The 25,397-nt window shown below is 72.3% G+C and carries 23 protein-coding genes and 1 pseudogene; 8 read left to right on the forward strand and 16 right to left on the reverse strand.

Annotation, left to right across the window (positions count from 1 at the left end; translation table 11 throughout):
* Nucleotides 1–149: 149 nt before the first annotated feature.
* From IEZ04_RS00005 to mshD, 4 genes are all read right to left on the reverse strand, one after another.
* A complete protein-coding gene (locus IEZ04_RS00005; protein ID WP_189214509.1) occupies nt 150–1,142 on the reverse strand; it encodes an ABC-2 membrane transporter-related protein in 993 nt (330 codons plus the stop codon).
* Nucleotides 1,139–2,035: an ABC transporter ATP-binding protein gene (locus IEZ04_RS00010; protein ID WP_189214510.1), complete on the reverse strand. Its 897-nt coding sequence runs from the start codon at nt 2,033–2,035 to the stop codon at nt 1,139–1,141. The genes IEZ04_RS00005 and IEZ04_RS00010 overlap by 4 nt, the downstream gene beginning before the upstream one ends.
* Complete coding sequence (locus tag IEZ04_RS00015) at nt 2,032–2,433, reverse strand: GntR family transcriptional regulator (protein WP_189215319.1); 402 nt, start codon at nt 2,431–2,433, stop codon at nt 2,032–2,034. Before IEZ04_RS00015 ends, IEZ04_RS00010 begins: the two co-directional genes overlap by 4 nt.
* Nucleotides 2,434–2,562: 129 nt before the next feature.
* Nucleotides 2,563–3,489: a mycothiol synthase gene (mshD, locus tag IEZ04_RS00020; RefSeq protein ID WP_189214511.1), complete on the reverse strand. Its 927-nt coding sequence runs from the start codon at nt 3,487–3,489 to the stop codon at nt 2,563–2,565.
* 194 nt (nt 3,490–3,683) lie between these two features.
* Here mshD and IEZ04_RS00025 point away from each other — a divergent pair, with 194 nt between their 5' ends.
* Nucleotides 3,684–5,504, forward strand: coding sequence for a bifunctional metallophosphatase/5'-nucleotidase (locus IEZ04_RS00025; RefSeq protein ID WP_189214512.1), 1,821 nt, complete (start codon nt 3,684–3,686; stop codon nt 5,502–5,504).
* Between the two features lie 71 nt (nt 5,505–5,575).
* On the opposite strand, the gene IEZ04_RS00030 is transcribed toward IEZ04_RS00025, so the two are convergent.
* The 6 genes from IEZ04_RS00030 to IEZ04_RS00055 form a co-directional block, all read right to left on the reverse strand.
* Complete coding sequence (locus IEZ04_RS00030) at nt 5,576–7,645, reverse strand: pectinesterase family protein (protein WP_189215320.1); 2,070 nt, start codon at nt 7,643–7,645, stop codon at nt 5,576–5,578.
* 126 nt (nt 7,646–7,771) lie between these two features.
* Complete coding sequence (locus IEZ04_RS00035) at nt 7,772–11,179, reverse strand: protein kinase domain-containing protein (RefSeq protein ID WP_189214513.1); 3,408 nt, start codon at nt 11,177–11,179, stop codon at nt 7,772–7,774.
* A gap of 138 nt (nt 11,180–11,317) precedes the next feature.
* Nucleotides 11,318–11,557, reverse strand: coding sequence for a hypothetical protein (locus tag IEZ04_RS00040; RefSeq protein WP_189214514.1), 240 nt, complete (start codon nt 11,555–11,557; stop codon nt 11,318–11,320).
* Complete coding sequence (locus IEZ04_RS00045; RefSeq protein ID WP_189214515.1) at nt 11,554–11,880, reverse strand: DUF6247 family protein; 327 nt, start codon at nt 11,878–11,880, stop codon at nt 11,554–11,556. Before IEZ04_RS00045 ends, IEZ04_RS00040 begins: the two co-directional genes overlap by 4 nt.
* A gap of 96 nt (nt 11,881–11,976) precedes the next feature.
* Nucleotides 11,977–12,264, reverse strand: a complete 288-nt coding sequence (locus IEZ04_RS00050) for a hypothetical protein (protein WP_189214516.1) — start codon at nt 12,262–12,264, stop codon at nt 11,977–11,979.
* Nucleotides 12,261–12,584 (reverse strand): hypothetical protein, encoded by a 324-nt coding sequence (locus tag IEZ04_RS00055; protein ID WP_189214517.1) that lies wholly within the window; start codon nt 12,582–12,584, stop codon nt 12,261–12,263. Before IEZ04_RS00055 ends, IEZ04_RS00050 begins: the two co-directional genes overlap by 4 nt.
* Before the next feature lie 127 nt (nt 12,585–12,711).
* Here IEZ04_RS00055 and IEZ04_RS00060 point away from each other — a divergent pair.
* Both IEZ04_RS00060 and IEZ04_RS00065 read left to right on the forward strand, forming a co-directional pair.
* A pseudogene (locus IEZ04_RS00060) lies at nt 12,712–13,521 on the forward strand (helix-turn-helix domain-containing protein).
* Entirely contained in the window at nt 13,518–13,712 is a 195-nt protein-coding gene (locus IEZ04_RS00065) for a DUF397 domain-containing protein (protein ID WP_189214518.1), read from the forward strand. The pseudogene IEZ04_RS00060 and the gene IEZ04_RS00065 overlap by 4 nt, the downstream one beginning before the upstream one ends.
* Here IEZ04_RS00065 and IEZ04_RS00070 read toward each other — a convergent pair.
* Nucleotides 13,699–14,703, reverse strand: coding sequence for a helix-turn-helix transcriptional regulator (locus IEZ04_RS00070; RefSeq protein ID WP_189214519.1), 1,005 nt, complete (start codon nt 14,701–14,703; stop codon nt 13,699–13,701). The genes IEZ04_RS00065 and IEZ04_RS00070 overlap by 14 nt on opposite strands.
* A gap of 133 nt (nt 14,704–14,836) precedes the next feature.
* Here IEZ04_RS00070 and IEZ04_RS00075 point away from each other — a divergent pair, with 133 nt between their 5' ends.
* The 3 genes from IEZ04_RS00075 (at nt 14,837) to IEZ04_RS00085 (ending at nt 17,587) form a co-directional block, all read left to right on the forward strand.
* Nucleotides 14,837–15,304, forward strand: coding sequence for a VOC family protein (locus tag IEZ04_RS00075; protein WP_189214520.1), 468 nt, complete (start codon nt 14,837–14,839; stop codon nt 15,302–15,304).
* Between the two features lie 90 nt (nt 15,305–15,394).
* On the forward strand, nt 15,395–16,432 hold the full coding sequence (locus IEZ04_RS00080; protein WP_189214521.1) for an aldo/keto reductase: 1,038 nt from the start codon (nt 15,395–15,397) through the stop codon (nt 16,430–16,432).
* A 27-nt stretch (nt 16,433–16,459) separates the two neighbouring features.
* Entirely contained in the window at nt 16,460–17,587 is a 1,128-nt protein-coding gene (locus tag IEZ04_RS00085; protein ID WP_189214522.1) for a winged helix DNA-binding domain-containing protein, read from the forward strand.
* On the opposite strand, the gene IEZ04_RS00090 is transcribed toward IEZ04_RS00085, so the two are convergent.
* From IEZ04_RS00090 to IEZ04_RS00110, 5 genes are all read right to left on the reverse strand, one after another.
* Nucleotides 17,562–19,043 (reverse strand): sensor histidine kinase, encoded by a 1,482-nt coding sequence (locus IEZ04_RS00090; protein WP_189214523.1) that lies wholly within the window; start codon nt 19,041–19,043, stop codon nt 17,562–17,564. The two genes, IEZ04_RS00085 and IEZ04_RS00090, sit on opposite strands and share 26 nt — an antisense overlap.
* Nucleotides 19,040–19,780 carry a response regulator transcription factor gene (locus tag IEZ04_RS00095; protein WP_189214524.1) on the reverse strand — a complete coding sequence of 247 codons (741 nt, stop codon included), beginning with the start codon at nt 19,778–19,780 and terminating at the stop codon, nt 19,040–19,042. The genes IEZ04_RS00090 and IEZ04_RS00095 overlap by 4 nt, the downstream gene beginning before the upstream one ends.
* 156 nt (nt 19,781–19,936) lie before the next feature.
* Entirely contained in the window at nt 19,937–21,001 is a 1,065-nt protein-coding gene (locus tag IEZ04_RS00100) for a S1C family serine protease (protein ID WP_189214525.1), read from the reverse strand.
* 94 nt (nt 21,002–21,095) lie between these two features.
* Nucleotides 21,096–22,118 carry a LacI family DNA-binding transcriptional regulator gene (locus IEZ04_RS00105; RefSeq protein WP_189214526.1) on the reverse strand — a complete coding sequence of 341 codons (1,023 nt, stop codon included), beginning with the start codon at nt 22,116–22,118 and terminating at the stop codon, nt 21,096–21,098.
* A 92-nt stretch (nt 22,119–22,210) separates the two neighbouring features.
* On the reverse strand, nt 22,211–22,996 hold the full coding sequence (locus IEZ04_RS00110) for a response regulator transcription factor (protein WP_189214527.1): 786 nt from the start codon (nt 22,994–22,996) through the stop codon (nt 22,211–22,213).
* A gap of 704 nt (nt 22,997–23,700) precedes the next feature.
* On the opposite strand from IEZ04_RS00110, the gene IEZ04_RS00115 reads away from it, so the two are divergent.
* Both IEZ04_RS00115 and IEZ04_RS00120 read left to right on the forward strand, forming a co-directional pair.
* On the forward strand, nt 23,701–23,955 hold the full coding sequence (locus IEZ04_RS00115; RefSeq protein WP_189214528.1) for a MoaD/ThiS family protein: 255 nt from the start codon (nt 23,701–23,703) through the stop codon (nt 23,953–23,955).
* An 8-nt stretch (nt 23,956–23,963) separates the two neighbouring features.
* The gene (locus IEZ04_RS00120; RefSeq protein WP_189214529.1) at nt 23,964–25,367 is read left to right on the forward strand and encodes a single stranded DNA-binding domain-containing protein; all 1,404 of its coding nucleotides are present in this window, start codon (nt 23,964–23,966) and stop codon (nt 25,365–25,367) included.
* Nucleotides 25,368–25,397: the final 30 nt, after the last annotated feature.

The raw sequence follows: 25,397 nt of genomic DNA on the forward strand, positions 1-25,397 counted from the left end.
CCACCCCCCAGGTCATTGGTTCGACAGGGGGGAACAGTCATGCCGGGCCCGGAGGCCAGCGGCCCTCTTGCAGGACCGCGAAAAACATAACGGGGGGTACGTCCCTCCCCCGTGGAGGAACGTACCCCCCGCGCGCACGGGCGCCGCCGTCAGGCCGTACGACGGCGGAGCAGGGCGAACGCGGCGACCGTGAGCGCGGCGGCGACGGCCAGGACGATGCCGGTCTCGACGAGCTGGAGTGGCCAGAAGTGGGAGGCCGGGTGGTAGTCGCGGTAGAAGCCCACGATGTCGTGCCGGGCGAGGCAGGCGGCGTCGTCCACGCAGAGCGGGTCCTCGACGCGGGCGCCGGTGGAGGTGAGGGCTCCGTCGCCCAGCACCATGTCCGTGTCCCTGTAGGGCGGGTAGCCGTCCGTGCCGGTCAGCGTCTTGACCGGCCACAGGTGGGGGCGCAGGTCGCCGAGTACGTACAGGGCGGCGAACAGGCTCACGAGGGCCGTGACGAGCGCGGGCAGGGCGCGCCGCGCGAGCAGTCCGGCGAGGGCGCCGACGGCCAGGGCGAGCAGGGCGTAGGCGGTGAGCAGGGTGCCGTTGGCGATGTAGACGTTCTCCTGGTGCCACTGTCGGCCCACCGACTGCCACAGCGTGCCGTTGGCGGACCAGACCGTGCGGTGCAGCAGGGTGAGGGCGACCGTACCGGTGACGAGGAGCGCGGCCGGCACGGCGAGCTTGGCCGCGAGCCAGCGGGCCGGCGAGACCGACTGGGTCCAGGCGAGGGCCGCCGTGCCGTTCTCCAGCTCGCGGCCGATCAGTGCCGCGCCCGCCCAGGCGGCGGTCAGCAGTGGCGCGAGGCTCAGCAGGCCGGTGGCGAGGGCGGACACCGTGTCGTAGCGGTTGATGGCGGAGCCCGGCTGGAAGTGGCACGAGTCCACGCCGGGAGCGGTGCAGCTCTCCGGTTGGTACAGGTGCCACATTGCGTCGCCCCCCGGCCCGTACATCCACAGCAGCGCCCCGGCGGCCACGACGAGGAGCAGCACCCAGAACCACAGGGCCGAGCGGTGCAGGCGCAGCGTCGTGCGGACCAGGCCCCGGAAGGCGGTGGGCGGAGTGTCCACGGTCGTCGTCTGCACGGTCGTCGCGGTCATGCGGCGGCCTCCTCGGGGGCGTCGGTCAGGGTGAGGGCCGGGGCGTCCGGTGCGCGGAGGTGGGCGAGGACCAGTTCCTCCAGCGTCGGTTCGCTGCTCGTCAGGCCCGCGCCGACCGGGCCGCGCGGGCGGACGAGCGCGGTGAGCTGACGGCCCGTCACACGTGACTCGACCACCGTGTGCGGGGCGAGGTCGCCGTGGGGACCGGTGACGAGGGCGTGCGCGGCGAGCAGGTCGTCGACGGGGCCCGCGAGCCGGACCCGGCCGCCGCCGAGGAGCAGCAGGTGGTCGCAGGAGCCCTCCAGCTCGGCGATCACGTGCGAGGACATCACGACGGTCGTGCCGTGCTCGGCGGCGTCCGCCATCAGGGCGCCCATGAGCTGGTGGCGCGCGAGGGGGTCCAGGTCGGCCATCGGCTCGTCCAGGAGCAGCAGTCTGGGCCGCTTGCCGAGGGCCAGGGCGAGGGCGACGCGGGTGCGCTGGCCGCCGGAGAGGGTGCGGACCTTGGCGTCCGGGGCGAGGCCGCCGTCCGCGACGATGCGCCCGGCGGTGGCCGCGTCCCAGCGCCGGGGGTTGAGGTCCCGGCCCATGCGCAGGGTCTCGGCGACGGTGAGCTGGGGGTGCAGGGGCTTGTCCTGGGCGACGTACGCGATCTGCTCGCGGGCCGCCGCCGGGGTCGTGCCGAGCACGGTGACCGTGCCCTCGGTGGGCCGCAGCAGTCCGGCCGCGAGGGCGAGCAGGGTCGACTTGCCCGCGCCGTTCGGCCCGGCGAGCGCGCACACGCGTCCCGTCGGCAGCCGGAAGTCGCACCCGTGCAGCGCCCGCCTGCTCCGTCTGCCCCGCCCACCGAACGTCCTGCCCAGTCCGGCCGCCTCGATGGCGGTGTCGGTCATGTCGTGTCCCCCTTGCCGTGGTCGTGCGGGAAGTGCTGGTCCAGTACGGAGGTGAGGAGCGCCGCCACGTCGTCCCGTTCGAGTCCGGCAGCGCGGGCCCGGTCCGCCCAGGCGTCGAGCTCCGCGCGGAGCGGGGAGTCGGCCGGGGCGGAGCCCAGGGACCTCCGTACGAAGGTGCCGAGGCCGCGGCGGGCTTCGACGAGGCCCTCGCGCTCCAGCTCCCGGTAGGCCTTGAGCACGGTGTTCGGATTGATCGCGGTGGCCTCCACGACCTCGCGGGCCGTGGGCAGCTTGTCGCCTGGCCGCAGCAGGCCCAGGCGCAGGGCCTGTTTGGTCTGCTGGACGATCTGTACGTAGGTGGCGACGCCACTGCGTCTGTCGATGCGGTACTCGACCACTCGCTCCACCACCCTTTCACTAATTGAGTAGTGAAAGGGTGGTGCAAGGGAGGGGGCGGGGTGGTGCAAGGGAGGGGGCGGCGTCAAGCTCGCCGTCCCCTCGGGGGTGTTCGCGGTATTCCGTACCGGTCAGCTCTCGGTGCGGTACATCAGGTCCGTCTCGTGCGTGACGAAGCCGAGCCGCTCGTACACGGTCACCGCGGCCTTGTTGTCCGCGTCGACGTACAGCATCGCGGTCGGCAGGCCCCGGCCGGCCAGGTGGCGCAGGCCGATGGTGGTCAGGGCCCGCCCGAGGCCGCCGCCCTGGGCCTCGGGGCGCACGCCGACCACGTACACCTCGCCGAGTCCCTCCTGCTCGTGCACCTTGGTCCAGTGGAAGCCGATCACCTCCCCGCCGCGCTCGGCGAGGAAGAAGCCGGCCGGGTCGAACCACGGCTCCGCCTTGCGGTCGTCGAGGTCGCGCTGGGTCAGGGAGCCCTGCTCGGGGTGGTGGGCGAAGGCCTCGGCGTTCACCGCGAGCCAGGCGGCGTCGTCCTTGCCGGGGACGAAGGCGCGGACCGTGACGCCCTCGGGCAGCGCCGGCTCCGGCGGGTCGAAGCCGTCCAGCGGGCGGCGCATCTGGCGCAGCTCGCGGAACAGGGTGAGGCCCAGGACCTGCGCGAGGTGCCGGGCGGCGGGGTGCCCGCCGTGCGCCCAGACCCGTACCCGCTTGCCGGACTCGGCGAGCAGCGCGGCGCCGAGGGCCCGCCCGTGGCCGCGTCCCCGGTGGGCGGGGTGGACGACGAGCTCGGCGGCCGGGGCCTCCACCGGGTCGGTGTCCTCCAGCTGGGCGTAGCCGACGAGGGTGTCGTTCGAGGTGAGCAGCAGGTGCCGGACGCCCGCCCGCGCGCCGCCGCGCAGCTGGAGCCGGCCCTGCTCGGACACCGCCATCTGACCGTCGGCCCCGGCCGCCTCCGTGAGCAGGGCGGACACGGCCTCGATCTGGTCGGCGCTCGGCGTGGTGAGGCTTTCGATGCTGCGGGCGGGGCCCTGGGGAGCGGTGTCGTGGCTGGTCATGACTATGAGGGTAGGCCCGGTGGGGTGCGCGGGGACAGCATGGGGATGCGCCCGGGCGCGGTGACCGTCCCCGGTGGTCACCCGTCCGTAACCCGGCACCCCCTGTCGCGCTACGCGCGTTGACCTTAGGCTGCGCCGGACGGGTCCTTACGCCCCGTTCGCTCATCGCACACTCGTATCCTCCAGGGGAGCAGATGTCAGCCGCCACACCTCGCCCGGAACGCCGCGGACGGCGTACGCGCCGCCTGCTCGCCGGGGCCGCCGGTATCGCCACCGTCGGCGCCCTCGTCGCCGCGCTCCCGGCCTCCGCCGGTGAGACGAAGGCGCACGGCCACGGCAAGCCCGGTCCCGCGTGGCCCGGCCGCTACCAGGACGTGCAGCTGCTGTCCTTCAACGACCTGCACGGCAACCTGGAGCCGCCGTCCGGCTCCTCCGGGCGCGTCACGCACCGGCACGAGGACGGCACGACGGAGACCGTGGACGCGGGCGGCGTCGAGTACCTGGCGACGCACCTGCGCGAGGCGCGCAAGGGCAACGGGTACTCGGTCACCGCGGCCGGCGGCGACATGGTCGGCGCCTCCCCGCTGCTGTCGGGCCTCTTCCACGACGAGCCCACCATCGAGGCGCTGAACAAGCTGGACCTCGACGTGACGAGCGTCGGCAACCACGAGTTCGACGAGGGCGCCAGGGAACTGGCCCGGCTGCAGAACGGCGGCTGCCACCCCACCGACGGCTGCTACGAGAAGAAGAGGTTCAAGGGCGCCGACTTCCCGTACCTCGCGGCGAACGTGCTGGACGAGAAGACCGGGAAGCCCGTCCTCAAGCCGTACTGGGTGTGGAAGAAGAACGGCGTCAAGGTCGGCTTCATCGGGGTCACCCTGGAGGACACGCCGGGCGTCGTCTCCGCCGAGGGCGTCAAGGGCCTGAAGTTCAAGGACGAGGTCGAGACGATCGACAGGTACGCCAAGGAGCTGGAGCGCCAGGGCGTCAAGTCGGTCGTCGCGCTGATCCACGAGGGCGGCCAGCCCGCCTCGTCGTCGTACAACTACGACTGCGACTCCCCGGGCGCCGGCGACGGCATCTCCGGGCCGATCGTGGAGATCGCCAAGAACATCACGCCGAAGGTCGACGCGCTCGTCACCGGCCACACGCACAACGCGTACGTCTGCACGATCGACGACCCGGCGGGCAAGCCGCGCACGGTCACCTCGGCCGCGTCCTTCGGCCGTCTCTACACGGACACGACGCTGACGTACGACCGCTGGACCGGCGACATCGCCCGTACGTCCGTGAAGTCCGCGAACCACGTGGTCACCCGGGACGTCGAGAAGGCGCCCGACATGACCCGGCTGATCGACAAGTGGAGCGAACTCGCCGCCCCGATCGGCAACCGCGCCATCGGCCACATCTCGGGCGACATCGGCAACTCCGGTACGGAGTCCCCGCTCGGCGACCTGATCGCGGACGCGCAGCTCGCCTACGGCAAGGAGCTGGACCCGGAGACCGACCTCGCGCTGATGAACCCGGGCGGCATCCGGGCCCCGCTCACCTACGCGGCCTCGGGCGCCGAGGGCGACGGCGTGGTGACCTACGCGGAGGGCTTCACGGTCCAGCCGTTCGCCAACACGGTGAACCTGCAGACCTACACGGGCGCCCAGCTCGTGCAGGTGCTCAAGGAGCAGGTGAGCGGCTCCAACGCGGCCTCGCCGAAGGTCCTCCAGGTGTCGGCCAATCTGACGTACACCCTCGACCTGACGAAGTCGGGCGCCGACCGGGTGGTCACCGACTCGATCCGGCTGAACGGTGAGCCCGTCGACGAGACGGCCACCTACCGGGTCGCGATGAACAGCTTCCTCGCGGGCGGCGGCGACGGCTTCACCACGCTGGGCGCGGGCACGGACCCGCTGGTCGGCGCGGACGACCTCACGGCGCTGGAGCGGTACCTGCTGGCGAACTCCTCGGCGGACAGCCCGCTGGCGCCTCCGGCTGCGGACCGGATCACGATCGTCGGCTGACGGCGACATGACGGCGAAGTCCCCCGCCTCCGGAAGGAGCGGGGGACTTCGCCGTACTCGGGTCCCGGGGGTCAGGACGCCGTCGGCGTCCAGTCCCCCAGCCAGACCGCGACCTCCTGGCCGGCGGCCTGCGAGTCCGTCAGGTGCGGACGGTTGCTGCTCGCGGCGCCCGAGCCGGGACCGGTGTTCCGGTACTCGGCGAACCGGTCGTCCTTCCACGAGAAGCCGCTCATGTCGGTCCACGGCGTGGACTTGATCGCGGCGCTCAGCGTGCTCTCGCGGACGGTGGTCTGCGGGTCCAGCGCGGCGTCGCCGCCCGCGTGCCAGGGACGGCCCAGGTAGAAGCTGGACGCGGACACGTCGCCGTTCACGGTGGACCGGTTGATCAGGAAGCCCTTGCGGTTCGCGGCCGTGCTGGGCGCGGTGACGTACCCGCCGGACGACCCGTCCCAGCGCTTCTTCAGCGTCAGGACCGACCGGTCGATCACCGCGGTGGCCCGCCCGAAGACGAAGTCGACGTTGCCGGTGACGTACGAGTTGGTCAGGTAGACCCGGCCCGGCCTGTCCTTGGCCGCGGTGTCCAGGAGCAGGGTGTCCTGGTCGCCGTTGACGATGACCGAGTCGAGGAACACCTTGTCGGCGGCGGTGCGCAGGGCGACCGCCTGGTGCCCGCTCAGGCTCTGGTTCCTCGCCTCGTCGAAGTCGTTGGTGATGGTGAGGTTGCGGGCCTGGAAGTCGTCGGCCTCCACGGCGACGGTGGCGCTGCCGCTGGTGCCGTACGTGCCCGAGCCGTCGGGCTTCTGTGTGCCGGCCGCGTTGTTGTACACGATCACCGTGTCGTTGCGGCTGCCGCCGGTGCCCCGGATGGTGACGTGCGGCTTGTTCGAGGGCACCTTGACCAGCTCCCGGTAGGTGCCCGGCCTGACGGCGATCACCACGCGGGAGGGGTTGTTCGCGGGCACGGCGTTCACGGCGGCCTGGACGGTCGTGTACTGGCCGCTGCCGTCCTTGGCGACGGTGAGGGTGGTGGCCGAGGCCGCGGCGGCGGTCGTACCGATGGTGCTGCGCGGTCCCGTACCGGACCTGACGACCGACGGCACGTCGGCGGCCGCGTCGAGCGTGTAGTCGTAGTACGACTTCGGATCGAAGGCGGTGCCGCCGCTCTCGTTGCGCCCGCTGGTACCGGAGAAGACGTTCCCGCGCTGTACGAGGGCCGCGGTGCCGTCCTTCTGCACGGGGTTCCTGAAGCCCTGGAAGTAGGAGTTCTCCAGGACCATCTTCGTGCGGCCGCGCGCGTAGTTGCCGTACGAGGAGTTGATGCCCGTCCCGGCCACGTCCTCCAGGTAGTTGTTGTAGAGGTGCGCGTGGGCGATGTTGTCGGCCGAGGGGTTGCGCTGCTCGACCTCCTGGAACCAGTTGTGGTGGATGGTCAGGTCGGCGGTGACGTTCTCCGTCCAGCCGATGCCGAAGGCCTTGTTGTTGTTGCTCAGCCGGTTCCAGGACACGGTCACGTACGTGGTGTCCTTGCGGCTGTCGATCAGCCCGTCGGCCATGCTCCGCAGGTTGTTGTGGTCGATCCACACGTGGTGGGCGCCGTCCATCTGGACGGCGTCGAAGTCGTGGTCCTTGTCGTTCCAGGTGCCCTGGTACGTGTCCCGGATCGTGAGGTTCCGGATGATCACGTTGTGGACGCCCTCGCCGAGGAAGAACCCGCCGCCGACGATCTGCCCCGAGGTCCCCGAGCCCACGATCGTCTTGTCGGAGGCGACCCTGATCTCCCGGCCGACCGGGTTGATGTCGATGGCCGCCGCGACGACGATCACGTACGGCTCGGCGGCGGTCGCGTACTTCTCCAGGTCCGCCTGGGTCCTCACGGTGACGGTCCGGCCGCCCCGCCCGCCGTACGTCCCGTCCTGCCCCAGGGCGTCGACCGACGCGAAGCCGTCGGCCACGTCGCTCGCCCACGCGGGCGCCGCGGCGACGGCGGCCGCGGCGGCCCGCGCCTGCACGCCCTCCTCGACGACTCCCGACACGTCGCCGGACGCCGGCGTCGCGGCGAGGACCAGCGCCAGCGGGACGCCGGCCATCAGGGGGGCGGTGCTCCGTCTGCGGTGCAGTGTCCTGCCGCGGATCTCAGTCATGCGCGCCATGCGCCGAACTCCGTTCCGTGCGGGGGGATGGGGGCCCGTGGTGCGGGGCGGGCCGTCCCTTGGTGGGAGCCGGGCGCGGAAAGGTTGCCGGGCTCGGGAAGAGGAGTCCGGGGCGCGTCAGGTGCAGACCGGGGCGACGGTCTGGCCTTGCAGGTACGTGGACCGTTCCTCGTCCGTGAAGTCGCGCCGGAGGGCCGCGCAGATCCTCTGCTCCGCCTTCCGCACGTCGAAGTGGCGCACGGTCCACAGCCGCACGGTCCTGTCCCAGCCGCCGGCGGCGAGCGTGGTGCCGTCGGGGCTGTACGCCACCGAGGTCACGGCGTTGGTGTGGCCGGTGAGTGTGGTGCGGAGGGTGCCGGTGGCCGCGTCCCACAGCCGTACCGTTTGGTCGTCGCTGCCGGTGGCGAGGGTGGAGCCGTCGCGGCTGTACGCCACCGAGGTCACGGCGTTGGTGTGGTCGGTGAGTGTGGTGCGGGTGGTGTCGGTGGCCGTGTCCCACAGTCGCACCGTCTGATCCTCGCCGCCGGTGGCGAGTGTCCTGCCGTCGGGGCTGTACGCCACCGCGAGTACGAAGTCGGCGTGACCGTTGAGGGTCCTGCGAAGGGTGCCGGTGGCCGTGTTCCACAGCCGTACCGTGCGGTCCTCGCCGCCGGTGCCGAGGGTGGCGCCGTCGGGGCTGTACGCCACCGCCCTCACGGCGCCGGTGTGGCCGGTGAGGGTGGTGCGGAGGGCGCCTGTCGCGGTGTTCCACAGCCGTACGGTCCTGTCCCGGCCGCCGGTGGCGAGTGTTCTGCCGTCGCGGCTGTAGGCCACCGCGAGCACGGCGTCGGTGTGGCCGGTGAGGGTGGTGCGGAGGGCGCCGGTGTCCCTGTCCCACAGCCGTACGGTCCTGTCCCGGCCGCCGGTGGCGAGGGTGGTGCCGTCGGGGCTGTACGCCACCGCGAGCACCGGACCGGTGTGACCGGTGAGGGAGGCGCGGGGGGCGTTCGCGGTCAGGTCCCACAGCCGCACGGTCTTGTCCCAGCCGCCGGTGGCGAGGGTGGTGCCGTCGGGGCTGTAGGCCACCGCGAGCAGGGAGCCGGTGTGGCCGGCGAAGGTGGTGCGAGGGGTGCCGGTGGCCGCCTCCCACAGCCGTACCGTCTTGTCCGCGCTGGCGGTGGCGAGGGTGGTGCCGTCGGGGCTGTACGCCACCCGGTTCACGGCGTTGGTGTGGCCGGTGAGCGTGGTGCGGAGGGCGCCGGTGGCCGCGTCCCACAGCCGTACCGTCCTGTCGTCACTGCCGGTGGCGAGGGTCTTGCCGTCACGGCTGAACGCCGCTGAGTTCACGTTGTCGGTGTGGCCGGTGAGCACTCTGCGGGTGGTGCCGGTGGCCGTGTCCCACAGCCGCACCGTTCTGTCCGCGCTGCCGGTGGCGAGGGTCCTGCCGTCACGGCTGAACGCCACCGCGTAGATGATGTCGGTGTGGCCGGTGAGCACTCTGCGGGTGGTGCCGGTGGCCGTGTCCCACAGCCGCACCGTCCGGTCGTTGCCGGCGGTCGCGAGTGTCCTGCCGTCGGGGCTGAACGTCACCGTGTTCACATCGGCGGTGTGGCCGGTGAGGACGCGGCGGGTGGTGTCGGTGGCCGTGTCCCACAGCCGCACCTTGGCGTCCTTGCTGCCGGTGGCGAGGGTACGGCCGTCAGGGCTGTACGCCACCGCGTACACGCGGTCGGGGTAGCCGGTGAGGGTCCGGCGGAGGGTGTCGGTTGCCGTGTCCCACAGGCGCACCGTCCTGTCGTAGGCGGCGGAGGCGAGAGTCCTGCCGTCGGGGCTGAACGCCACGTTGAACACCGTGTCGGTGTGGCCGGTCAGGCGGTGCCGGAGGGGGAGCTCCGCGGCTGCGTACAGGCTGGCGGCGGCTTGGGCGGTGGGACTGGTGCGGTAGGCCTGGATGGCCAGGAGGGAGGCCAGGTCCGGGTTGGTGCCGATCAAGTCGTCGGACTGGACGACGAGTTGGTGCGACAGCCGTGACTGTGCCTCGTGCTGCGCGTCCACCGCGGTGTGCCGGAGCCACAGCGCGAGTCCGGTCGCGATCAGCGTCAGGACGAGCGCCCCGGCCAGGACCGCGTTGAGGCGGCGGGCGCGGCGCCCCCGGCGGGTCTCGGCGGCCTGGCTGGCCTGCAGGAACGCCTGTTCCACCGGGTCCGGGCGCAGCCGGGCGGGGGCGGCGGCCGCCCAGCCCAGGGCGATGCGCAGGGCGGTGCCGCGCTCCAGGTCCTCCGGACGCCGTCCGTGGTGCTGCCAGGTGCGGGCGGCCCGGCCGAGGCGGCGGTGGACCTGGAGGGCGGTGCGGTCGGTGTCGGTCCACTGGCGCAGCCGGGGCCAGGCCCGCAGCAGCGCGGCACTGACCGGGCGGAGGACGGCTTCCTCACGGTCGAGCACGTCCGCGTCGGCGAACACCGTGAGCACCTGACGTACGCGGTCCTGTTCCTCCGCCGGGCGGCCGGCCAGCAGTTCGTCGGGGTGGGCGGTGCGGACGCCGTCGTGGGAGCCGTCCGCGGCGCTGCCCGGGACGACGAGACGCAGCCACACCTCCCGGGCCGTCGCCCGCGCCTCGGGGGACAGGGACTGGTAGGCGGCCTCGGCCGCCTCGCCGAGATCCGGCACCGAGTCCGGCACCACGGGAGGGGCCCCGCGGGCCGCGGCACTGGCCCCCGCCCGCAGCGCCTGGAGGGTGTCGTGGTCGACGCCGAGCAGGCGCAGCAGCAGGGCGGCGGCACTGGGCCGGTCCTCGGGCCGCTTGGCCAGCGCGACGTCGGCCAGTGGCTGCAGGAGCGGGGGGAGGGCGGTGAGATCGGGGTGGTGTTCCATGGCGCGGACGACGGTCTCGCCGAGGTTCTCGCCGCGGAACGGTTCGGTGCCGGTCGCCGCGTACAGCACCACCGCGCCCCAGGCGAACACGTCGGCCGCGGGGTTCGCGGGCCGGCCCAGCAGGGTCTCCGGGGCGAGGTAGCCGAGGGTGCCCATGATGGCGCCGGTGTCGGTGAGCGTCGCCTCGGTGATCCGGGCGATGCCGAAGTCGATGACGCGCGGGCCGTCCGGGCCCAGCAGCACGTTGCTCGGCTTCAGGTCCCGGTGCACCACCCCCGCCCGGTGGATCGCGGCCAGCGCGGTGGTCACCCCGGTCGCCAGCCGCACCAGGGCGTCCCCCGCGAGCGGACCCGCCGCCCGCACCGCCGAGTGCAGGTCGGGGCCGGGCACGAACTCACTGACGATGTACGGACCGTCCGCCTCCGTGTCGGCGTCCAGCACCCGGGCCGTACAGAACGACGCCACCCGCTGCGCCGCCCGCACCTCCTTGGCGAACCGGTCCCGCGCCTTCGGCCCCGAGGCGACCCACGGGTGCAGCACCTTCACCGCCACCCGCGCCCCGGCCGGGTCGTACGCCTCGAAGACCACACCCTGCGCGCCGGACCCCAGCCGGGCGGCCAGCCAGTACGGCCCGACGTGCTGCGGATCCTCAGGGAGCAGACTTCGGCGTCCCATCACAGACCCCTCCGCCCCGGGTCGCGGGGCTGTACTCACCGTCCCACAACCGCTCCGGGCACGCACGGACTCGGCAGCACGTTCGGACGGGTGGCCCACGAGACGGCCGGGCGGTGCCTGCCGGAGTGGACAACGTGATCAGAGAGCCACCAGGTCAATGACGTTGATCACCACATGGCGGTTGGACACGACGTAGGTGATGAAGCCGCCCTCGAACGACGCCGACCAGCTGTTGTCCCGGTTGCTGAGCGCGGGCGTGCCGAACGGGTTGAGGCTGAGGCGCTTCTCCAGCGCTTCGAGCGAGGCACGGCGGGGCGTGCTCAGGGCGGCCCTGCGCCGGGCCGCGCGCTCGACGTATCTGGTCGCGTACGGGTTCATCCCGACCTGCCGGCGTCGATGGGCCGGTTGTCGGAGTCGTAGGCGTGACCGTCCGCGTCGCGGAAGAGCATGCCCTCGGTGTCGCCGTCGGTCATCCGCCTGACCGTCTGCTCCACCTCGTCCAGATAACCGGGCGTCGCACAGGCGCAGGCGAAGGGGAACCACCGGTCGGTCACGGAGTCGAGCGCCGGCCGGTCGAAGTCCGCCGCCGCGCTGAGCCAGTCCTGTTCGAAGGCCCGCAACCAGTCGGGCCGCCGTTGCAGGGCCGCGCGGATCGCCTCGGGCGTTCTCTCGCAGGAGCTCGGATCCACCTCGTGGGCCATGATCGGTTTCTCTTCTCCGGCGGGGGGCGGTGTGGCTGGACCGGAGGTACACGGTAGAGCGTGATGGGTGCCTGCTGGAGGACGACAGCGGCGGTGTCACCGTTCGTCTCCTGGGACGCGCTCGCCCCGGCTGACCGAGATCCGGATGACGTCCTCCAGGCACTCCGTCGCCCTGGTGAGCGCGAAGCGCATCGCCCGCTCACCGGCCTTGGGATCGGCGAGTACGGCTCTGGATCCTGCGAGCACCTGCTCGCCCGAGGCGAGCTGGGCCGCCTCCACGTCGTCGGCGAGCCGGGACAGGGTGCCGTCGCCGCCGTCGGAGCTCAGGTAGCAGGGTTTGCCTTCGGGTGTGGTCCAGGGCAGCAGGCGGAGATTCGTGGTCATGCGGAGACCTCCATCCCGTGGATGTGGCGGGGGCGGGGCCCGACGTCGATGCCGTGGGCGGCCGGCCAGAGGGCCTGGCGGCGCCGGCGTTGCAGCTTGCGCTCGCGGCGCTCGTCCGGGGTGAGGAGGTAGGGGCGTACGAGGGGGGTGTCCCACTCCTGCGGTTGTGCGTCGCGGGTGGCCTGTGGATGTACGGGCGGGGAGCAGGCCGGGGACGGGGCCGGTACGGCGTCGGCCCGGTGGCGTCCCTGGGCGGGCAGCAACGCCCGCAGGAGGAACAGCAGGACGAACTCGCAGGCTTCGGCGAGGCGTACGCGCATGGGTGTTCCCTGCTCGGTGCCGTGACAAGCGGCGATTACGGTTTGTGCTCCGATCGTCACTGGTGGCACGTACGCTGCGGAAGAGGTCCGGTGTTGTCTGGCGCGCCAGGCAACGGGGAGGGGTGACGTGGGGGAAAAGGTTGACGATGGGCTTGCTGGACTGGGGCGGGCGCTTCGATATCTGCGGGAGAAGGCGGGGAAGTCGCTTGGGCAATTGGCTCAGGAGACGTCCTACGACAAGAGCTATCTGAGCCGTCTGGAGTCCGGGCAGCGGCTGGCGAAGATGTCGGTCATGGAGGAGCTTGATCGGTTCTATGGGTCGGGCGACCTGCTGGTTCAGCTCTGGAAGGTGGCGCGGCACGACGCTTACAAGGACCAGTACAAGCAGTACATGCGCCTTGAAGCCGAGGCGCGGATCGTGCACGTGTTCACGTTGGGGTTTCCTGGGCTGTTGCAAACCGAGGACGTCGCTCGAGAGGCGTTGTCTGGAGCTCAGGCAACGGGTGAGACCGACGAGGCGGTTGACGAACAAGTGGCCGCGCGCATGGGTCGGCAACTGATCCTGCACCGCAATTCGGCGCCAACCGCCCGCTTCATCATCGATGAGTCTGCTTTCCGGCGCCGCTTTCCCACCGCGAAGACCTGGGAGGAGCAACTTCTGCACATCGAAGCCGCCGGTCTGTGCCCCAACGTCACTGTTCAAGTGCTTCCGTTCGCCGCTTAACCGCACCACATGGAGGGATCACTGACCCTGTTGTGGCTCAAGGACGGGGATGGTGTTGCCTACAAGGAAGGCAACACCGGTGGCGAGTTGTTGGACGATTCGGGAGACGTCATCTCCCATCGCCTGTCCTACGATCGGCTCAGAGACATGGCGCTGCCCCCGTCGGACTCACTGACGTTCATCCGGGGCATTCTGGAGGAGTTCAGGTCATGACCCACACCCCTGACCTCAGTGCTGCTGTGTGGCGCAAGTCGAGCTACAGCGACGGGGGAGCCAACAACTGCGTCGAGGTCTCCGACGGCCACCCCGGCATAGTTCCCGTCCGCGACAGCAAGGTTCCCGGAGCACCCCCGCTGATTTTTCCCACCGCCTCCTGGTCCGCTTTCGTGCTCATGGCGAAGTAGCAGTGGACCCCCTCGCCGTACGCAGGAAACGGCTGCCGAGCTGAGCGAAGGCATCCATGAGTTCCGGCGGCCCGACCACCTCGATCTCGGCGTCGTACTTGGCAAGAGCTGAGGCCAGGCCCGTCCAGGACCATGACCCGAGGGTGAGCCGGCAGCGGCCGTCGTCTAGCTCCTCGACCAGGCCCTCGCGGGTATAGAGGGACACGGTGGCGGCGTCCAGGCCTAGGATCACCGTCCCCCGGCACGGCCAATCCCCGGAGTCGTCGGTGGAGCCGCGGAAGACGCCGGTGACGTAGGTGGTGATGTCGCCGCCGGGAAGCTCGCGCCGGGTGAACCGGGGGCCGGTGGGGGTGCGTGGGGTGATCCGGTCGGCGCGGAAGGTGCGCCAGTCCTGCCGGTCGAGGTCGAAGGCGATGAGGTACCAGCGCCCGTCCCACGTGATGACGTGGTGGGGTTCGACACGGCGCGGCGACTCCTCGGTCGTCTGCCCGCTGCCGCTGACGTAATCGAAACGCAGGACCTCGCGGGCGTGCACGGCGGCGCTGACCGCGAGCAGCACGTCGCTGCCGACCGCGGCGGACGGCCGGGTGGTGGGCGGTTCGACGGCGGTGACCCGCAGGGCGTCGATGCGGTGGCGCAGCCGGGCGGGCATGACCTGGCGGATGGTGTGCAGCGCCCGCGCGGCAGGTTCGGCAAGGGTGTCGTCCGGCCGGGTCGCGGTGACCCGCAGGGCGACGGTGAGTGCGGCGACCTGTTCGTCGTCGAACAGCAGTGGCGGCAGCTCGGTGCCGGCGCCGAGCCGGTAGCCGCCGTCGGGTCCCTTCACCGCGTCGATGGAGTAGCCGAGCTCGCGGAGGCGGTCGACGTCGCGGCGCACGGTGCGCAGGCTGATGCCGAGGCGGCCGGCCAGCAGGGTGCCGGGCCAGTCGCGGCGGGTCTGCAGCAGTGACAGCAGGGTCAGCAGTCGGGCAGATGTCTTCGGCGGCGGCATGGAGCCGATTCTGCCCCGAGTAGGTGCCACAACCTGGCACCTACCCCTGCGAATCTTGCTCTCGAACCGGCCGGCACCGCGCGTGCCGGGCGGACGACCACGAGCAATCCCCCCTGGAGTCACAGGAGTCACCATGGCTTTCGCCACCACCGCCCACCTCAACTTCCGGGGCGACGCCCGCGAGGCGCTGGAGTTCTACCGGTCCGTCTTCGGCGGCCGGCTCACCGCCGTCACCTACGGCGACTTCGGCATGCCGAGGGAGCTGCCCGACGCCGACAAGATCGTCTTCGGTGAGGTCGTCGCCGACGACGGCTTCCGCGTCATGGCCTACGACATCCCCAGCCAGGCCGGTGCCGAGGCGGGCCCGGCCGGCACCACCCGGCGCGAGCACGGCATGACGCTGACCCACGAGCCGTTCTTCCTGTCCGTCCGCGGTGACAGCGCGGAGGAGGTCGGCGAGCTGTGGAAGAAGCTGTCCGAGGGCGCCACCGTCGTCGAGGAGTACGGGCCCGCGCAGTGGGCGCCGGCCTTCGGGATGCTGACCGACCGGTTCGGCGTCACCTGGGTGCTGGACGTGGCCGCCGAGTACAGCGCCGGCTGACAGGGCGTTCCTCCAAGGGGTGCACGCCACTGCGGGTGGCGTGCACCCCGGGCCCCCAGCCTCCCAGCCTCCCAGCGAAGGAACCTCCCCATGCGCACGCGCCCCTTGGGCCGCACCGGCATCCACGTCAGCCCCTACTGCCTGGGCACCATGATGTTCGGCCCCGCCGGTAACCCCGACCCCGACGACTGCACCCGGATCATCCACCGGGCGCTCGACGCCGGCATCAACTTCATCGACACCGCCGATGTCTACGGCGGCCACGGCGAGACCGAACGCATCGTCGGCAAGGCACTGAGGGGCCGCCGTGACGACGTCGTGCTCGCCACCAAGTTCAACGGGCCGATGGGCACCGACCCCAACCGGCGCGGCAACTCCCGCCGCTGGATCGTCACCGCCCTCGAGGGGTCCCTGCGGCGCCTGGGCGTCGATCACATCGACCTCTACCAGGTCCACCACCTCGACCACGAGACCGACACCGAGGAGACCCTCGCCGCCCTCACCGACCTGATGCGCGCCGGCAAGATCCGCGCGATCGGCCACTCCAACATGCCCGCCTCCGAGATCGTCGAGGCGCAGTGGGCCGCCGAGCGGCGCGGACTCGCCCGCTTCCGCACCGAACAGCCGACCTACTCGATCCTCAACCGCGGCATCGAACGCGAGATCCTCCCGGTCTGCGCGCGCCACGGCCTCGGCACCCTCGTCTGGAGCCCCCTGGCCATGGGCCTCCTCACCGGCCGCTACCGCAAGGGCGCGAAGCAGGAGATCTCCGGCGCCCGTATGCACTGGGTGCCCAGGCACATGACCGACGAGCGCAAACTCGACGCGGTCGAGCGCCTCCTTCCGATCGCCGAAGAGGCCGGTCTGCCGCTCACCCACATGGCCGTCGCCTTCGCCATCAGCCACCCCGCGGTCACCTCCGCCATCGTCGGTCCACGCACCACGGCCCACCTCGACGATCTGCTGGCCGGTGCCGGAACCGCCCTGGGCGACGATGTCCTCGACCGGATCGACGAGGTCGTCGCGCCCGGCACCGACCTCGGCACCATCGACGTCGCCCACGTGCCGCCGTCCCTCACCGAGCCCGGGCTGCGCCGCCGCCCCACCGGAGAACGCACGGCCGCCTGAATCCCCGGCCCACAGAACGGATCACCCGTGACCGCCCGCCTCAGCCCCCGGGCCCTCAACCGCGCGACCCTGGCCCGTCAGTTCCTGCTCGACCGCACCGGCGCCGGCCTCCCCGATACCGTCACCCACCTCGGCGGACTGCAGGCCCAGGAACCCCAGGAGCCGTTCGTCGGACTCTGGTCCCGGGTACGGGACTTCGACCCCCACGAGCTGTCGCGCCTGCTCGAACAGCGGACGCTCGTCCGTCTCCACCTCATGCGCCGCACCGTGCACCTGGTCACCGCCGACGACGCGTGGCACTGGCGGCCCCGCCACCACACTCTGCTCCGCCAGCGCACCCTCGGCACGTACCGCCGCGACCTCGCCGGCCTCGATCCGGACGTCCTCGCCGCACGGGCCCACGACCTCATGGCCGACGGCCTGCCCCGCTCCCTCGGCGACATCGGCCGGGCCCTCGCCGCGCACTGGCCCGGCATCCGGCCCCGGGTCCTGGGCGAATCCGCCGTGGCCGCACTCGTCCCCACTGTCCAGCTCCCGCCGCGCGGCACCTGGCGCAGCAAGGCCGGAGCGTCGTACCTGCCCCTGTCCACCTGGCTCGCCCGTACCGACCCGCCCGCCCCCGGCGGCGTCGACGCCGAACTCGTCCGCCGGTACCTGCGCGCCTTCGGTCCCGCCACCAGCACTGACCTGCGCGCCTGGTGCGGCCTGGCCGGCCTGCCGGGGGCCGTCGCCGCCCTCCGCGATGCCGGCGAGCTGATCAGCTTCCGCGACGACCGGGGCCGCGAACTGCTCGATCTCCCCGACGCCCCGAGACCCGACCCGGACACCCCCGCCCCCGTACGCTTCCTGCCCGCCTTCGACAACGCCGTCCTCGGCTACCACGACCGCACCCGCCTCATCGACGACACCCACCGCGGCCTCTCCGTCGCCGGTGAACGCCTCGTCCTCGTCGACGGCCGGGTGGCCGCCACCTGGACCACCGACAACAGCACTGGCACCGTCACCGTAAACCCCCTCCGCCCCCTCACCCCCGCCGACCACACCGCGATCAACAACGAGGCCGACCGCCTCGCGGCCTTCCTACGGGAACCCGTCCGTCCGTGGCACGACGCGCAGGGAGCCGTACCCCCTAAGGAAGCTCCGGCGGTGCCGTAGGCGCCCCCGGCAACCGCACCGTCGCCACCGTGCCGCCCCCCTCCGCGCGCGCCAGCGCGACCTCACCTCCCGACTGCCGCACCGTCCTCGCCACGATCGACAGCCCGAGGCCCGAACCCGGAAGGGCCCGCGCGCTGGGTGAGCGCCAGAAGCGGTCGAAGACGTAGGGGAGGTCCTCGGCGGGGATGCCGGGGCCGTGGTCGCGGACGGTCAGGACGCCCTCCGTGAGGGACACCTCGACCGTCCCGCCCTCCGGGCTGAACTTCACCGCGTTGTCCAGGATGTTGACGATCGCCCGTTCCAGGGCCGCCGGTTCGGAGCGGACGTACCAGGGGGCGAGGTCCGCCGTGATCGTCAGTTCCGGGCCGCGCAGGCGGGCGCGGCGCAACGCCGACTCCACCGTGTCCACGAAGTCCACCACCTGGACGCGGTCGCCGTGCCGGTCCGTGTCCGAGTCGGAGCGGGACAGTTCCTGGAGGTCTCCGATGAGCGAGGCCAGTTCGGTCATCTGGGCCTTCACCGAGGCGAGCAGCGCCTTGCGGTCCTCCGCCGGGATCGCCCGGCCCGTCTCCTCGCTGCGCGCCAGCAGCTCGATGTTCGTGCGCAGGGACGTGAGGGGGGTGCGGAGCTCGTGCCCCGCGTCCGCGATGAGCTGTTGCTGGAGCTCGCGGGAGTTCGCCAGCGCGCTCGTCATGGAGTTGAAGGACCGGGACAGGCGAGCGATCTCGTCCTCCGCCTCGTCCTCCACCGGGATACGGATGGTCAGGTCCTCCGTGCGTGCGATGTGTTCGGCGGCCTCGGTCAGCTTGTCGACGGGACGCAGGGCCGCACGGGCCACCACCAGACCGGTCGCGCCCGCGCCCACGACCCCGATGCCGGAGACGAGGAGGAGCAGCAGGGCCAGGTCGTTGAGGGTGTCCTGAGTGCCGGTCAGCGGCGCGGCGATCACCAGGGCGTACCCCTCGACCGGCACCGCACCGTTCAGGGGCTGGCCGGCTGTCAGGGGCATGGTGAGCACCCGTACGGGATTGCCGTCGCTGTCCGTGCCGTTGCGGAACACGGCCGTCTCGTGCTCGGAGTCGCCGGCGATCCGCTTGTCGTCGCCGGTGACCTCGACCGAGCCCGCCGAGTCGACGAACACGCAGACGGCGCCCTCCGCGTCGACCACCTGGTAGTACATGGACCTGGCCTGCGGGCCGAAACCGTTGTCGCTGCCGGACTGACCGGACGGGGTCTGGGGACAGTTCCGGAGCAGGTTGCTGATCTTGGACGTGGGCAGCGGCTGTTTGGCCGCTCCCTGCAGATCGTCCCCGATCTCGTCGTACAGCTTCTGCTGCACCACGAACCAGCAGCTCACCGACACCGCCGCCACCGCGAACGCCACCGCCGCCGCCACCAGCAGCGACAGCCGGGCCCGCAGGGGCAGGGAGCTGTACCGGCGGACGAGTTTCCTCACTCCGCGCCGCCCGAGCGCAGCACGTAGCCCACGCCGCGCACCGTGTGCACGAGCCGGGGCTCGCCGCCCGCCTCGGTCTTGCGGCGCAGGTACATCACGTACACGTCGAGGGAGTTCGAGGACGGCTCGAAGTCGAAGCCCCAGACCGCCTTCAGGATCTGCTCGCGGGTGAGCACCTGGCGCGGGTGCGCCATGAACATCTCCAGGAGCGTGAACTCGGTGCGTGTCAGCTCCACCGGGCGGCTGCCGCGCGTGACCTCCCGGGTCGCCAGGTTCATGGTCAGATCGCCGAAGGCCAGCACGTCCTCCGGCGGCGCCCCCCGGTCCGCGGCCCTCGCCGCCGCGTACGTGCTGCGCCGCAGCAGCGCGCGGATCCGGGCGAACAGCTCGTCCAGCTCGAACGGCTTGACGAGGTAGTCGTCCGCTCCCGCGTCCAGACCGGTGACGCGGTCGCCGACCGTGTCGCGCGCCGTCAGCATCAGGATCGGCGTCAGGTCGCCCGCGCCGCGGATCCGGCGGGCGGCGGTCAGCCCGTCCATGCGCGGCATCTGGATGTCCAGGACGACCAGGTCGGGCCGGTACGCGGCGGCCTTCTCCAGCGCGTCCGCGCCGTCCACGGCCACCTCGGTGCCGTACCCCTCGAAGGCGAGGCTGCGCTGGAGTGCTTCGCGCACGGCCGGCTCGTCGTCGACGATCAGGATGCGCTGGGGTTCACGGTCGCCTTCGGCGGGGCTCATGGTGGTGTCGTTCCTCGGGTGCGCGGGGACATGTGGACGGGGCGGGCGGGCACGGGGCGGGCGCCTCCGGCCTCAGCCTCGCACGTCCGGCGGCCCGGCAGCAGGGACCCCCGGACGGTACGGCCCGTACGGACGGCCCGTTCGGACGGACGATGCTCAGCTGTCCGCGCCGCCCGCCCGCAGCGTGCTCAGGTCCGACTTCACGGTGTTGATCGGAATGGCGAAGCCGAGGCCGACGCTGCCCGCGGAGGCGGAGGACGACGAGCCGCTCGCCGAGTACATCGCCGAGTTGATGCCGATGATGTTGCCGTTCATGTCGATCAGGGCGCCGCCGGAGTTGCCCGGGTTGAGGGAGGCGTCCGTCTGGAGCGCCTTGTAGGTGGTGGTGGAGGAACCGGTGTCGCCGTTGAACTGGCGGCCGCCGAACTCGAAGGGCCATCCGCCGCCCTGCTGTTGCTGCTGCCCCTGGCTCTCGTCCGTGGAGACGGTCACGTCCCGGTCGAGGGCGGACACGATGCCGCTGGTGACGGTGCCGGTCAGACCCTCGGGGGAGCCGATCGCCACGACCTCGTCGCCGACCTGGACGTCGTCCGAGTCGCCGAGGGAGGCCACCGTCAGGCCGGAGGCGTTCTCCAGCTTGATCAGGGCCAGGTCCTTGGCGCTGTCGGTGCCGACGACCTGCGCGGAGTACTCCTTGCCGGCGTCGGTCGTGACCGTGATCGAGGAGGCGCCGGAGACCACGTGGTTGTTGGTGATGATCTCGCCGTCGGTCGTGATGATCACGCCGGACCCGGTGGACGCACCGGCGTTCGAGGTGGCGCTGATCTCCACGATGCTCGGGCTGACGGCCTTGGCGACCCCGGCGACGGTGCCCTTCTCGCTGGTCGGGACCACGCTGGTGGTGCGGCTGGAGGCGGCGGCGACCGTGTCGTTGCCGGTCAGCTCCTGGATGCCGTAGGCGGTGCCGCCGCCGATGGCGGCGGCCACGATCGCCACGGCGGCGAGCAGGGCCACCGGACCGCGGGCGCGCTTCCTGGGCTTCGGAGCCGGTTCGTGTCCGACCGGCGCCGCGTCCGGCTCGTACGCCGGCGGGGGCGGCCACTCCGGGTTGACGGGAGCGACGGGAGTGGCGGCCGTTACGGGAGTGCAGGTGTGCTGTGCGTGTCCCTGGGGGTACTGCTGCTCGTACTCGCCGCTGCGGCGGAAGCTGCTCTCGGTCATGTCCATGAGCCTCGCGCCCGACCATGAGAGCTTCCTGAGCGAGAGCTGAGAAGCCCGAAAGAACCTCGTTCGCCCGATAGGAAGACGTACGGTCCTACCGGCACCCGCACGAACGCCGGACCACCAGCCGCGACGGGAACAGCTTCACCCGCTCCCGCCGGGAGCCCGCCACCCGCAGCCCGTCGTCGAGCACGAGGTCCACCGCCGCCCGGGCCATCGCCGGACGGTCCGTCCCGACCGTCGTCAGCGGCGGGTCCGTCAGCCCGGCCTCCTTGACGTCGTCGAAGCCGGCGACCGCCAGCTCCCCGGGCACGTCGATGCGCAGCTCGCGCGCCGCGCGCAGGACGCCGATCGCCTGGTCGTCGGTGGAGCAGAAGATCGCGGGCGGCCGGTCGGGACCGGCCAGCAGCTCCAGGGCGATCCCGTACGCGTCGTACCGGTTGTACGGCGCCTGGAACAGACGCCCCTCCGTGGGGATGCCCGCCTCCCGCATCGCGCGCCGCCACCCCTCGACGTGGTCGGAGACGGGGTCGCCGACCAGCGGGGTCTCCGCGACACCGCCCATGCAGGCCACGTACGGGTGCCCGTGCTCCAGCAGGTGGCGCACCGCGAGCTGGGCGCCGCCGATGTCGTCCGTGACGACCGCGACGTCGTCCATCGCCTCGGGCCGCTCGTGCAGCAGGACCACGCGGGCGTCCCAGGCGTCTATCTCGGCGGCGGCGTTGTCGGACAGGGCGTGGCTGACGAGGATCAGCCCGGAGACCCGCATTCCGAGGAAGGCCCGCAGGTAGTGGACCTCGCGCTCGGCGATGTAGTCGGAGTTCCCGACGAGGACCATCTTGCCGCGCTCGGCGGCCGCCTGTTCGACCGCGTGGGCCATCTCCCCGAAGTAGGGCTGGCGCGCGTCCGGCACGATCAGGCCTATGAGCTCGGTCCGCCGCGACGCCATGGCCTGGGCCACCCGGTCCGGCCGGTAGCCCAGCTCCTTGATCGCGGCGAGGACACGCTCGCGCGTGGCCGGGGCGACCGGCCGGGGTCCGTTGTTGATCACGTAGCTGACGACGGCGGTCGACGTCCCCGCCAGCCGCGCCACGTCGTCCCGAGTCACCTTGGCCACGCGCGGAGTCTACGCGGATTGCAATGCTCTGGGCAGGGCGTACCGGTTCCTCGTACGCGCCCGGTGCGCCCCCGCGCGGGGAGCGCGGGGCGCTAGGCCTCCGCGCGCACCCCGGCGGCGTCCGCCGCGGCTGTCTCCTCGGCGGGGGCGGCCTCGGACTGCCGCTGAGCGGACGCGGCCTTGGCCTCTCCCGCGGAGCGGTCCCCCTTCTCCGGGGTCACGAAGCGGTAGCCCACGTTCCGCACGGTGCCGATCAGCGACTCGTGCTCGGGGCCGAGCTTGGCCCGCAGCCGCCGTACGTGCACGTCGACGGTCCGCGTGCCGCCGAAGTAGTCGTAGCCCCAGACCTCCTGGAGCAGCTGCGCGCGCGTGAAGACGCGGCCCGGGTGCTGGGCGAGGTACTTCAGGAGCTCGAACTCCTTGAAGGTCAGGTCGAGCACGCGGCCCTTGAGCTTGGCGCTGTACGTCGCCTCGTCCACCGACAGGTCGCCGTTGCGGATCTCCATCGGCGAGTCGTCGTTGACGATCTGCTGGCGGCCCATGGCGAGCCGCAGCCGGGCCTCGACCTCGGCGGGACCCGCGGTGTCCAGCAGCACGTCGTCGATGCCCCAGTCGGCGGTGACGGCCGCGAGGCCGCCCTCCGTGACCACGAGGACGAGCGGGCAGCCGGGCCCGGTCGACCGCAGCAGCTGGCACAGGCTGCGCACCTGCGGGAGATCGCGGCGGCCGTCGATCAGGATGACGTCGGCGCCGGGGGTGTCGACCAGGGCCGGGCCCTCGGCGGGGGCCACGCGCACGTTGTGCAGGAGCAGGCCGAGGGCGGGGAGCACCTCCGTCGACGGCTGGAGGGCGTTGGTCAGCAGCAGCAGAGAGCTCATCGCGCCCCTCCCCCGTGCGTGCGGCCTCGCTCGGGCATCCGGGTCGTCGTCGGTTCGTGCACGGTTCGCTCGCCCATAACGTTCGGTTCCTCCTCGGTCCCTGCGATGGGGCACCTCCCACGCCCAGGAAGGCGGTGGGGGAGTCTGCGGCACTGCTTCGTACGGTGCGAATCCCGCGCCCCGGGGACCCGCCGCGCCACGAACACGCCGTACACCTGCGGTTTCCCGCGTCGTATACAACGCTTCCGAAAGCACAAAAGGACCCGGAGGCAACGTTGCCCGAGTCCTTCGCCCAGCAGAATAGCCCACATGAGCACTGGTCCGGCAGGTCATATGACGTCGCGGCCCGTCGATCCGCGCTCCGGGACGGGCGGGCGCACGCCGCCGCGGAGGTTTCCGCGCACGTACGACGGGGTGTCGCGCGCCGTCGTATACGAGCCGGGTTCCCTCGTATACGACCCCTGAACGCCATCCTCGCGTCACCCGGTGTTCGTGGTCCCACGCGACTCCCCGGGCGCATGAGGGGCGCACGGATGCGTATCGGGGCGCGCACACAGTCTCGCGGCGTCCGGTGCGTCCCGCTTTCGTACGGTGTTCGATCGCCGTTCGGTCCCCGGGCCCCCTTGCGCGGCGCGGGCGGCTAGCCTGGCGGTGTTCACAGCGCGTACCGGCACCGGTGTGCGTCACGACGATCGAGGGACGAGATGGCAAAGGGCACGGTGCGGTACTGGGCCGCGGCCAAGGCCGCCGCCGGGACCGCCGAGGAGCCTTACGACGCGGGCACGCTCGCCGAGGCGCTGGACGCGGTCCGCGAGCGACACCCGGGCGAACTGGTCCGCGTGCTGCGGCGATGCTCGTTCCTCGTCGACGGCGATCCCGTGGGCACCCGCGGGCATGAGACGGTACGGCTGGCCGAGGGCGGCACGGTCGAGGTGCTCCCCCCGTTCGCAGGAGGGTGAACCAGACCATGAGCAACCAGCCCCACGGCTCCTCCTACGAGGGGTACGACCCGTACCGGCAGCAGCCCGGTCAGCAGCACTCCGCCCAGCAGCAGCCGGCCCAGTCCGCCTGGCAGTACGCGGAGGCGCACGACCAGCAGTACGCCCAGGAGTGGTCGGGCCAGACCTGGGAGACCCAGGTGCAGCCACCGGTCCCCGCGGTGGACGCGACGGAGACGGCCTACCTGCCGCCCCAGCAGTACGGGCAGCAGCAGCCCCATGCCTCCCAGGGCTACGGCACCGACCAGTGGCAGCAGTACGCCGCGCAGCAGCAGCCGCCGCACCCGCAGGCCGGAGCGCAGCACGTGCAGAGTTACGGCGGGCCCCAGGGGTACGCGCAGCCCCAGCCCCAGACGCACGGTCAGCCCCAGACGCACGGCCAGCCCCAGACGCACGGCCGGCCGCACGCGCAGGGCCGTCCTCAGCCGCACGCCCAGCCCGCCATGCAGCCGCAGCACCAACAGCACCAACAGCACCTTCAGCAGCACCAGCCACATCAGCCGCAGACCCAGTCCCAGACCCAGCCCCAGCCGTCACCCGCCCCCGCCGCGGCTGCCGCCGCCGAGGAGGAGCAGGAGCCCTCGTACGGTCCCGCGACCCTCACCGGCAACGCCCGGATCACCGACGCCCAGCGCGCCCGCGCCGAGGGCCGGTCGCCGATCATCGATCCCGGCATGCAGCCGGCGCTGCTCACCGCCGTCCTCGGGGCCCTGCTCTCCGTGACGGCTGCGGTCGGCGAGTTCGCCCTGGTCGTGCCGCTGGTGATCCTGCAGGCGGTGACCGCGGCCGGCTGGTTCCGGCTGAACGGGATGTGGCCCGCCCGGCAGGGCATCGCCCTGGCCTTCGCCGGCGCGCTGACCGCCGACGTGGCCCTGCTCGCGGCCGGCCGGGAGAACGCGCCGGCCGCCATCCTCGGCACCCTCGGCGTGTGGGTCCTGCTGGCGCTGGTGCTCCAGCTGCGCAGCCACGCCGACCCTGACGAGCGCATGTACGGCCTGACGGCGACGGTCGCGTCGGCGGCCCTGTCGATCATCGCCGCCGGGCACCTGGCGGCCGAGCCCGACGCGGTGACGGCGGGCGCGGCGGCGGTGGCCGTGGCCATGGTGGCCCGCGCCCTGCCCCTGCCCACCGCGGGCTCCGTGGTCCTGGCGCTGCTGGCCGGTGCGGGCACCGGGACCGCGGTCGGCTCGATGACGGACCTGGGCGGGCAGGGCGCCCTCCTGGGACTGGGCGCGGCCGTGTGCGCCCTGGTCGGCCATCGCGTCGCCGCCTACGACTACCCGTCCCGCTTCGTGCACTTCACCGCCGGTGTCGCCCTGCCCCTCGCGGCGGCGGCGCCCGCGGTCTACCTGCTGGGCCGCGCGCTGGGATAGGCGCGGTGCGCTCACTGTGTGATCGACGAC

This window comes from Streptomyces ruber (assembly GCF_014648075.1).
Classification (GTDB): Bacteria; Actinomycetota; Actinomycetes; order Streptomycetales; family Streptomycetaceae; genus Streptomyces; species Streptomyces ruber.

What these genes read in the sequence shown, in the direction of transcription:
- IEZ04_RS00035 (WP_189214513.1), bottom strand. Translation starts at nt 11,179, where the DNA reads ATGGGACGCCGAAGTCTGCTCCCTGAGGATCCGCAGCACGTCGGGCCG.
- mshD (WP_189214511.1), bottom strand. Translation starts at nt 3,489, where the DNA reads ATGACCAGCCACGACACCGCTCCCCAGGGCCCCGCCCGCAGCATCGAA.
- IEZ04_RS00115 (WP_189214528.1), top strand. Translation starts at nt 23,701, where the DNA reads ATGGCAAAGGGCACGGTGCGGTACTGGGCCGCGGCCAAGGCCGCCGCC.
- IEZ04_RS00110 (WP_189214527.1), bottom strand. Translation starts at nt 22,996, where the DNA reads ATGAGCTCTCTGCTGCTGCTGACCAACGCCCTCCAGCCGTCGACGGAG.
- IEZ04_RS00120 (WP_189214529.1), top strand. Translation starts at nt 23,964, where the DNA reads ATGAGCAACCAGCCCCACGGCTCCTCCTACGAGGGGTACGACCCGTAC.
- IEZ04_RS00010 (WP_189214510.1), bottom strand. Translation starts at nt 2,035, where the DNA reads ATGACCGACACCGCCATCGAGGCGGCCGGACTGGGCAGGACGTTCGGT.
- IEZ04_RS00050 (WP_189214516.1), bottom strand. Translation starts at nt 12,264, where the DNA reads ATGACCACGAATCTCCGCCTGCTGCCCTGGACCACACCCGAAGGCAAA.
- IEZ04_RS00025 (WP_189214512.1), top strand. Translation starts at nt 3,684, where the DNA reads ATGTCAGCCGCCACACCTCGCCCGGAACGCCGCGGACGGCGTACGCGC.
- IEZ04_RS00005 (WP_189214509.1), bottom strand. Translation starts at nt 1,142, where the DNA reads ATGACCGCGACGACCGTGCAGACGACGACCGTGGACACTCCGCCCACC.
- IEZ04_RS00080 (WP_189214521.1), top strand. Translation starts at nt 15,395, where the DNA reads ATGCGCACGCGCCCCTTGGGCCGCACCGGCATCCACGTCAGCCCCTAC.
- IEZ04_RS00095 (WP_189214524.1), bottom strand. Translation starts at nt 19,780, where the DNA reads ATGAGCCCCGCCGAAGGCGACCGTGAACCCCAGCGCATCCTGATCGTC.
- IEZ04_RS00065 (WP_189214518.1), top strand. Translation starts at nt 13,518, where the DNA reads ATGACCCACACCCCTGACCTCAGTGCTGCTGTGTGGCGCAAGTCGAGC.
- IEZ04_RS00040 (WP_189214514.1), bottom strand. Translation starts at nt 11,557, where the DNA reads ATGAACCCGTACGCGACCAGATACGTCGAGCGCGCGGCCCGGCGCAGG.
- IEZ04_RS00030 (WP_189215320.1), bottom strand. Translation starts at nt 7,645, where the DNA reads ATGACTGAGATCCGCGGCAGGACACTGCACCGCAGACGGAGCACCGCC.
- IEZ04_RS00100 (WP_189214525.1), bottom strand. Translation starts at nt 21,001, where the DNA reads ATGACCGAGAGCAGCTTCCGCCGCAGCGGCGAGTACGAGCAGCAGTAC.
- IEZ04_RS00070 (WP_189214519.1), bottom strand. Translation starts at nt 14,703, where the DNA reads ATGCCGCCGCCGAAGACATCTGCCCGACTGCTGACCCTGCTGTCACTG.
- IEZ04_RS00075 (WP_189214520.1), top strand. Translation starts at nt 14,837, where the DNA reads ATGGCTTTCGCCACCACCGCCCACCTCAACTTCCGGGGCGACGCCCGC.
- IEZ04_RS00045 (WP_189214515.1), bottom strand. Translation starts at nt 11,880, where the DNA reads ATGGCCCACGAGGTGGATCCGAGCTCCTGCGAGAGAACGCCCGAGGCG.
- IEZ04_RS00055 (WP_189214517.1), bottom strand. Translation starts at nt 12,584, where the DNA reads ATGCGCGTACGCCTCGCCGAAGCCTGCGAGTTCGTCCTGCTGTTCCTC.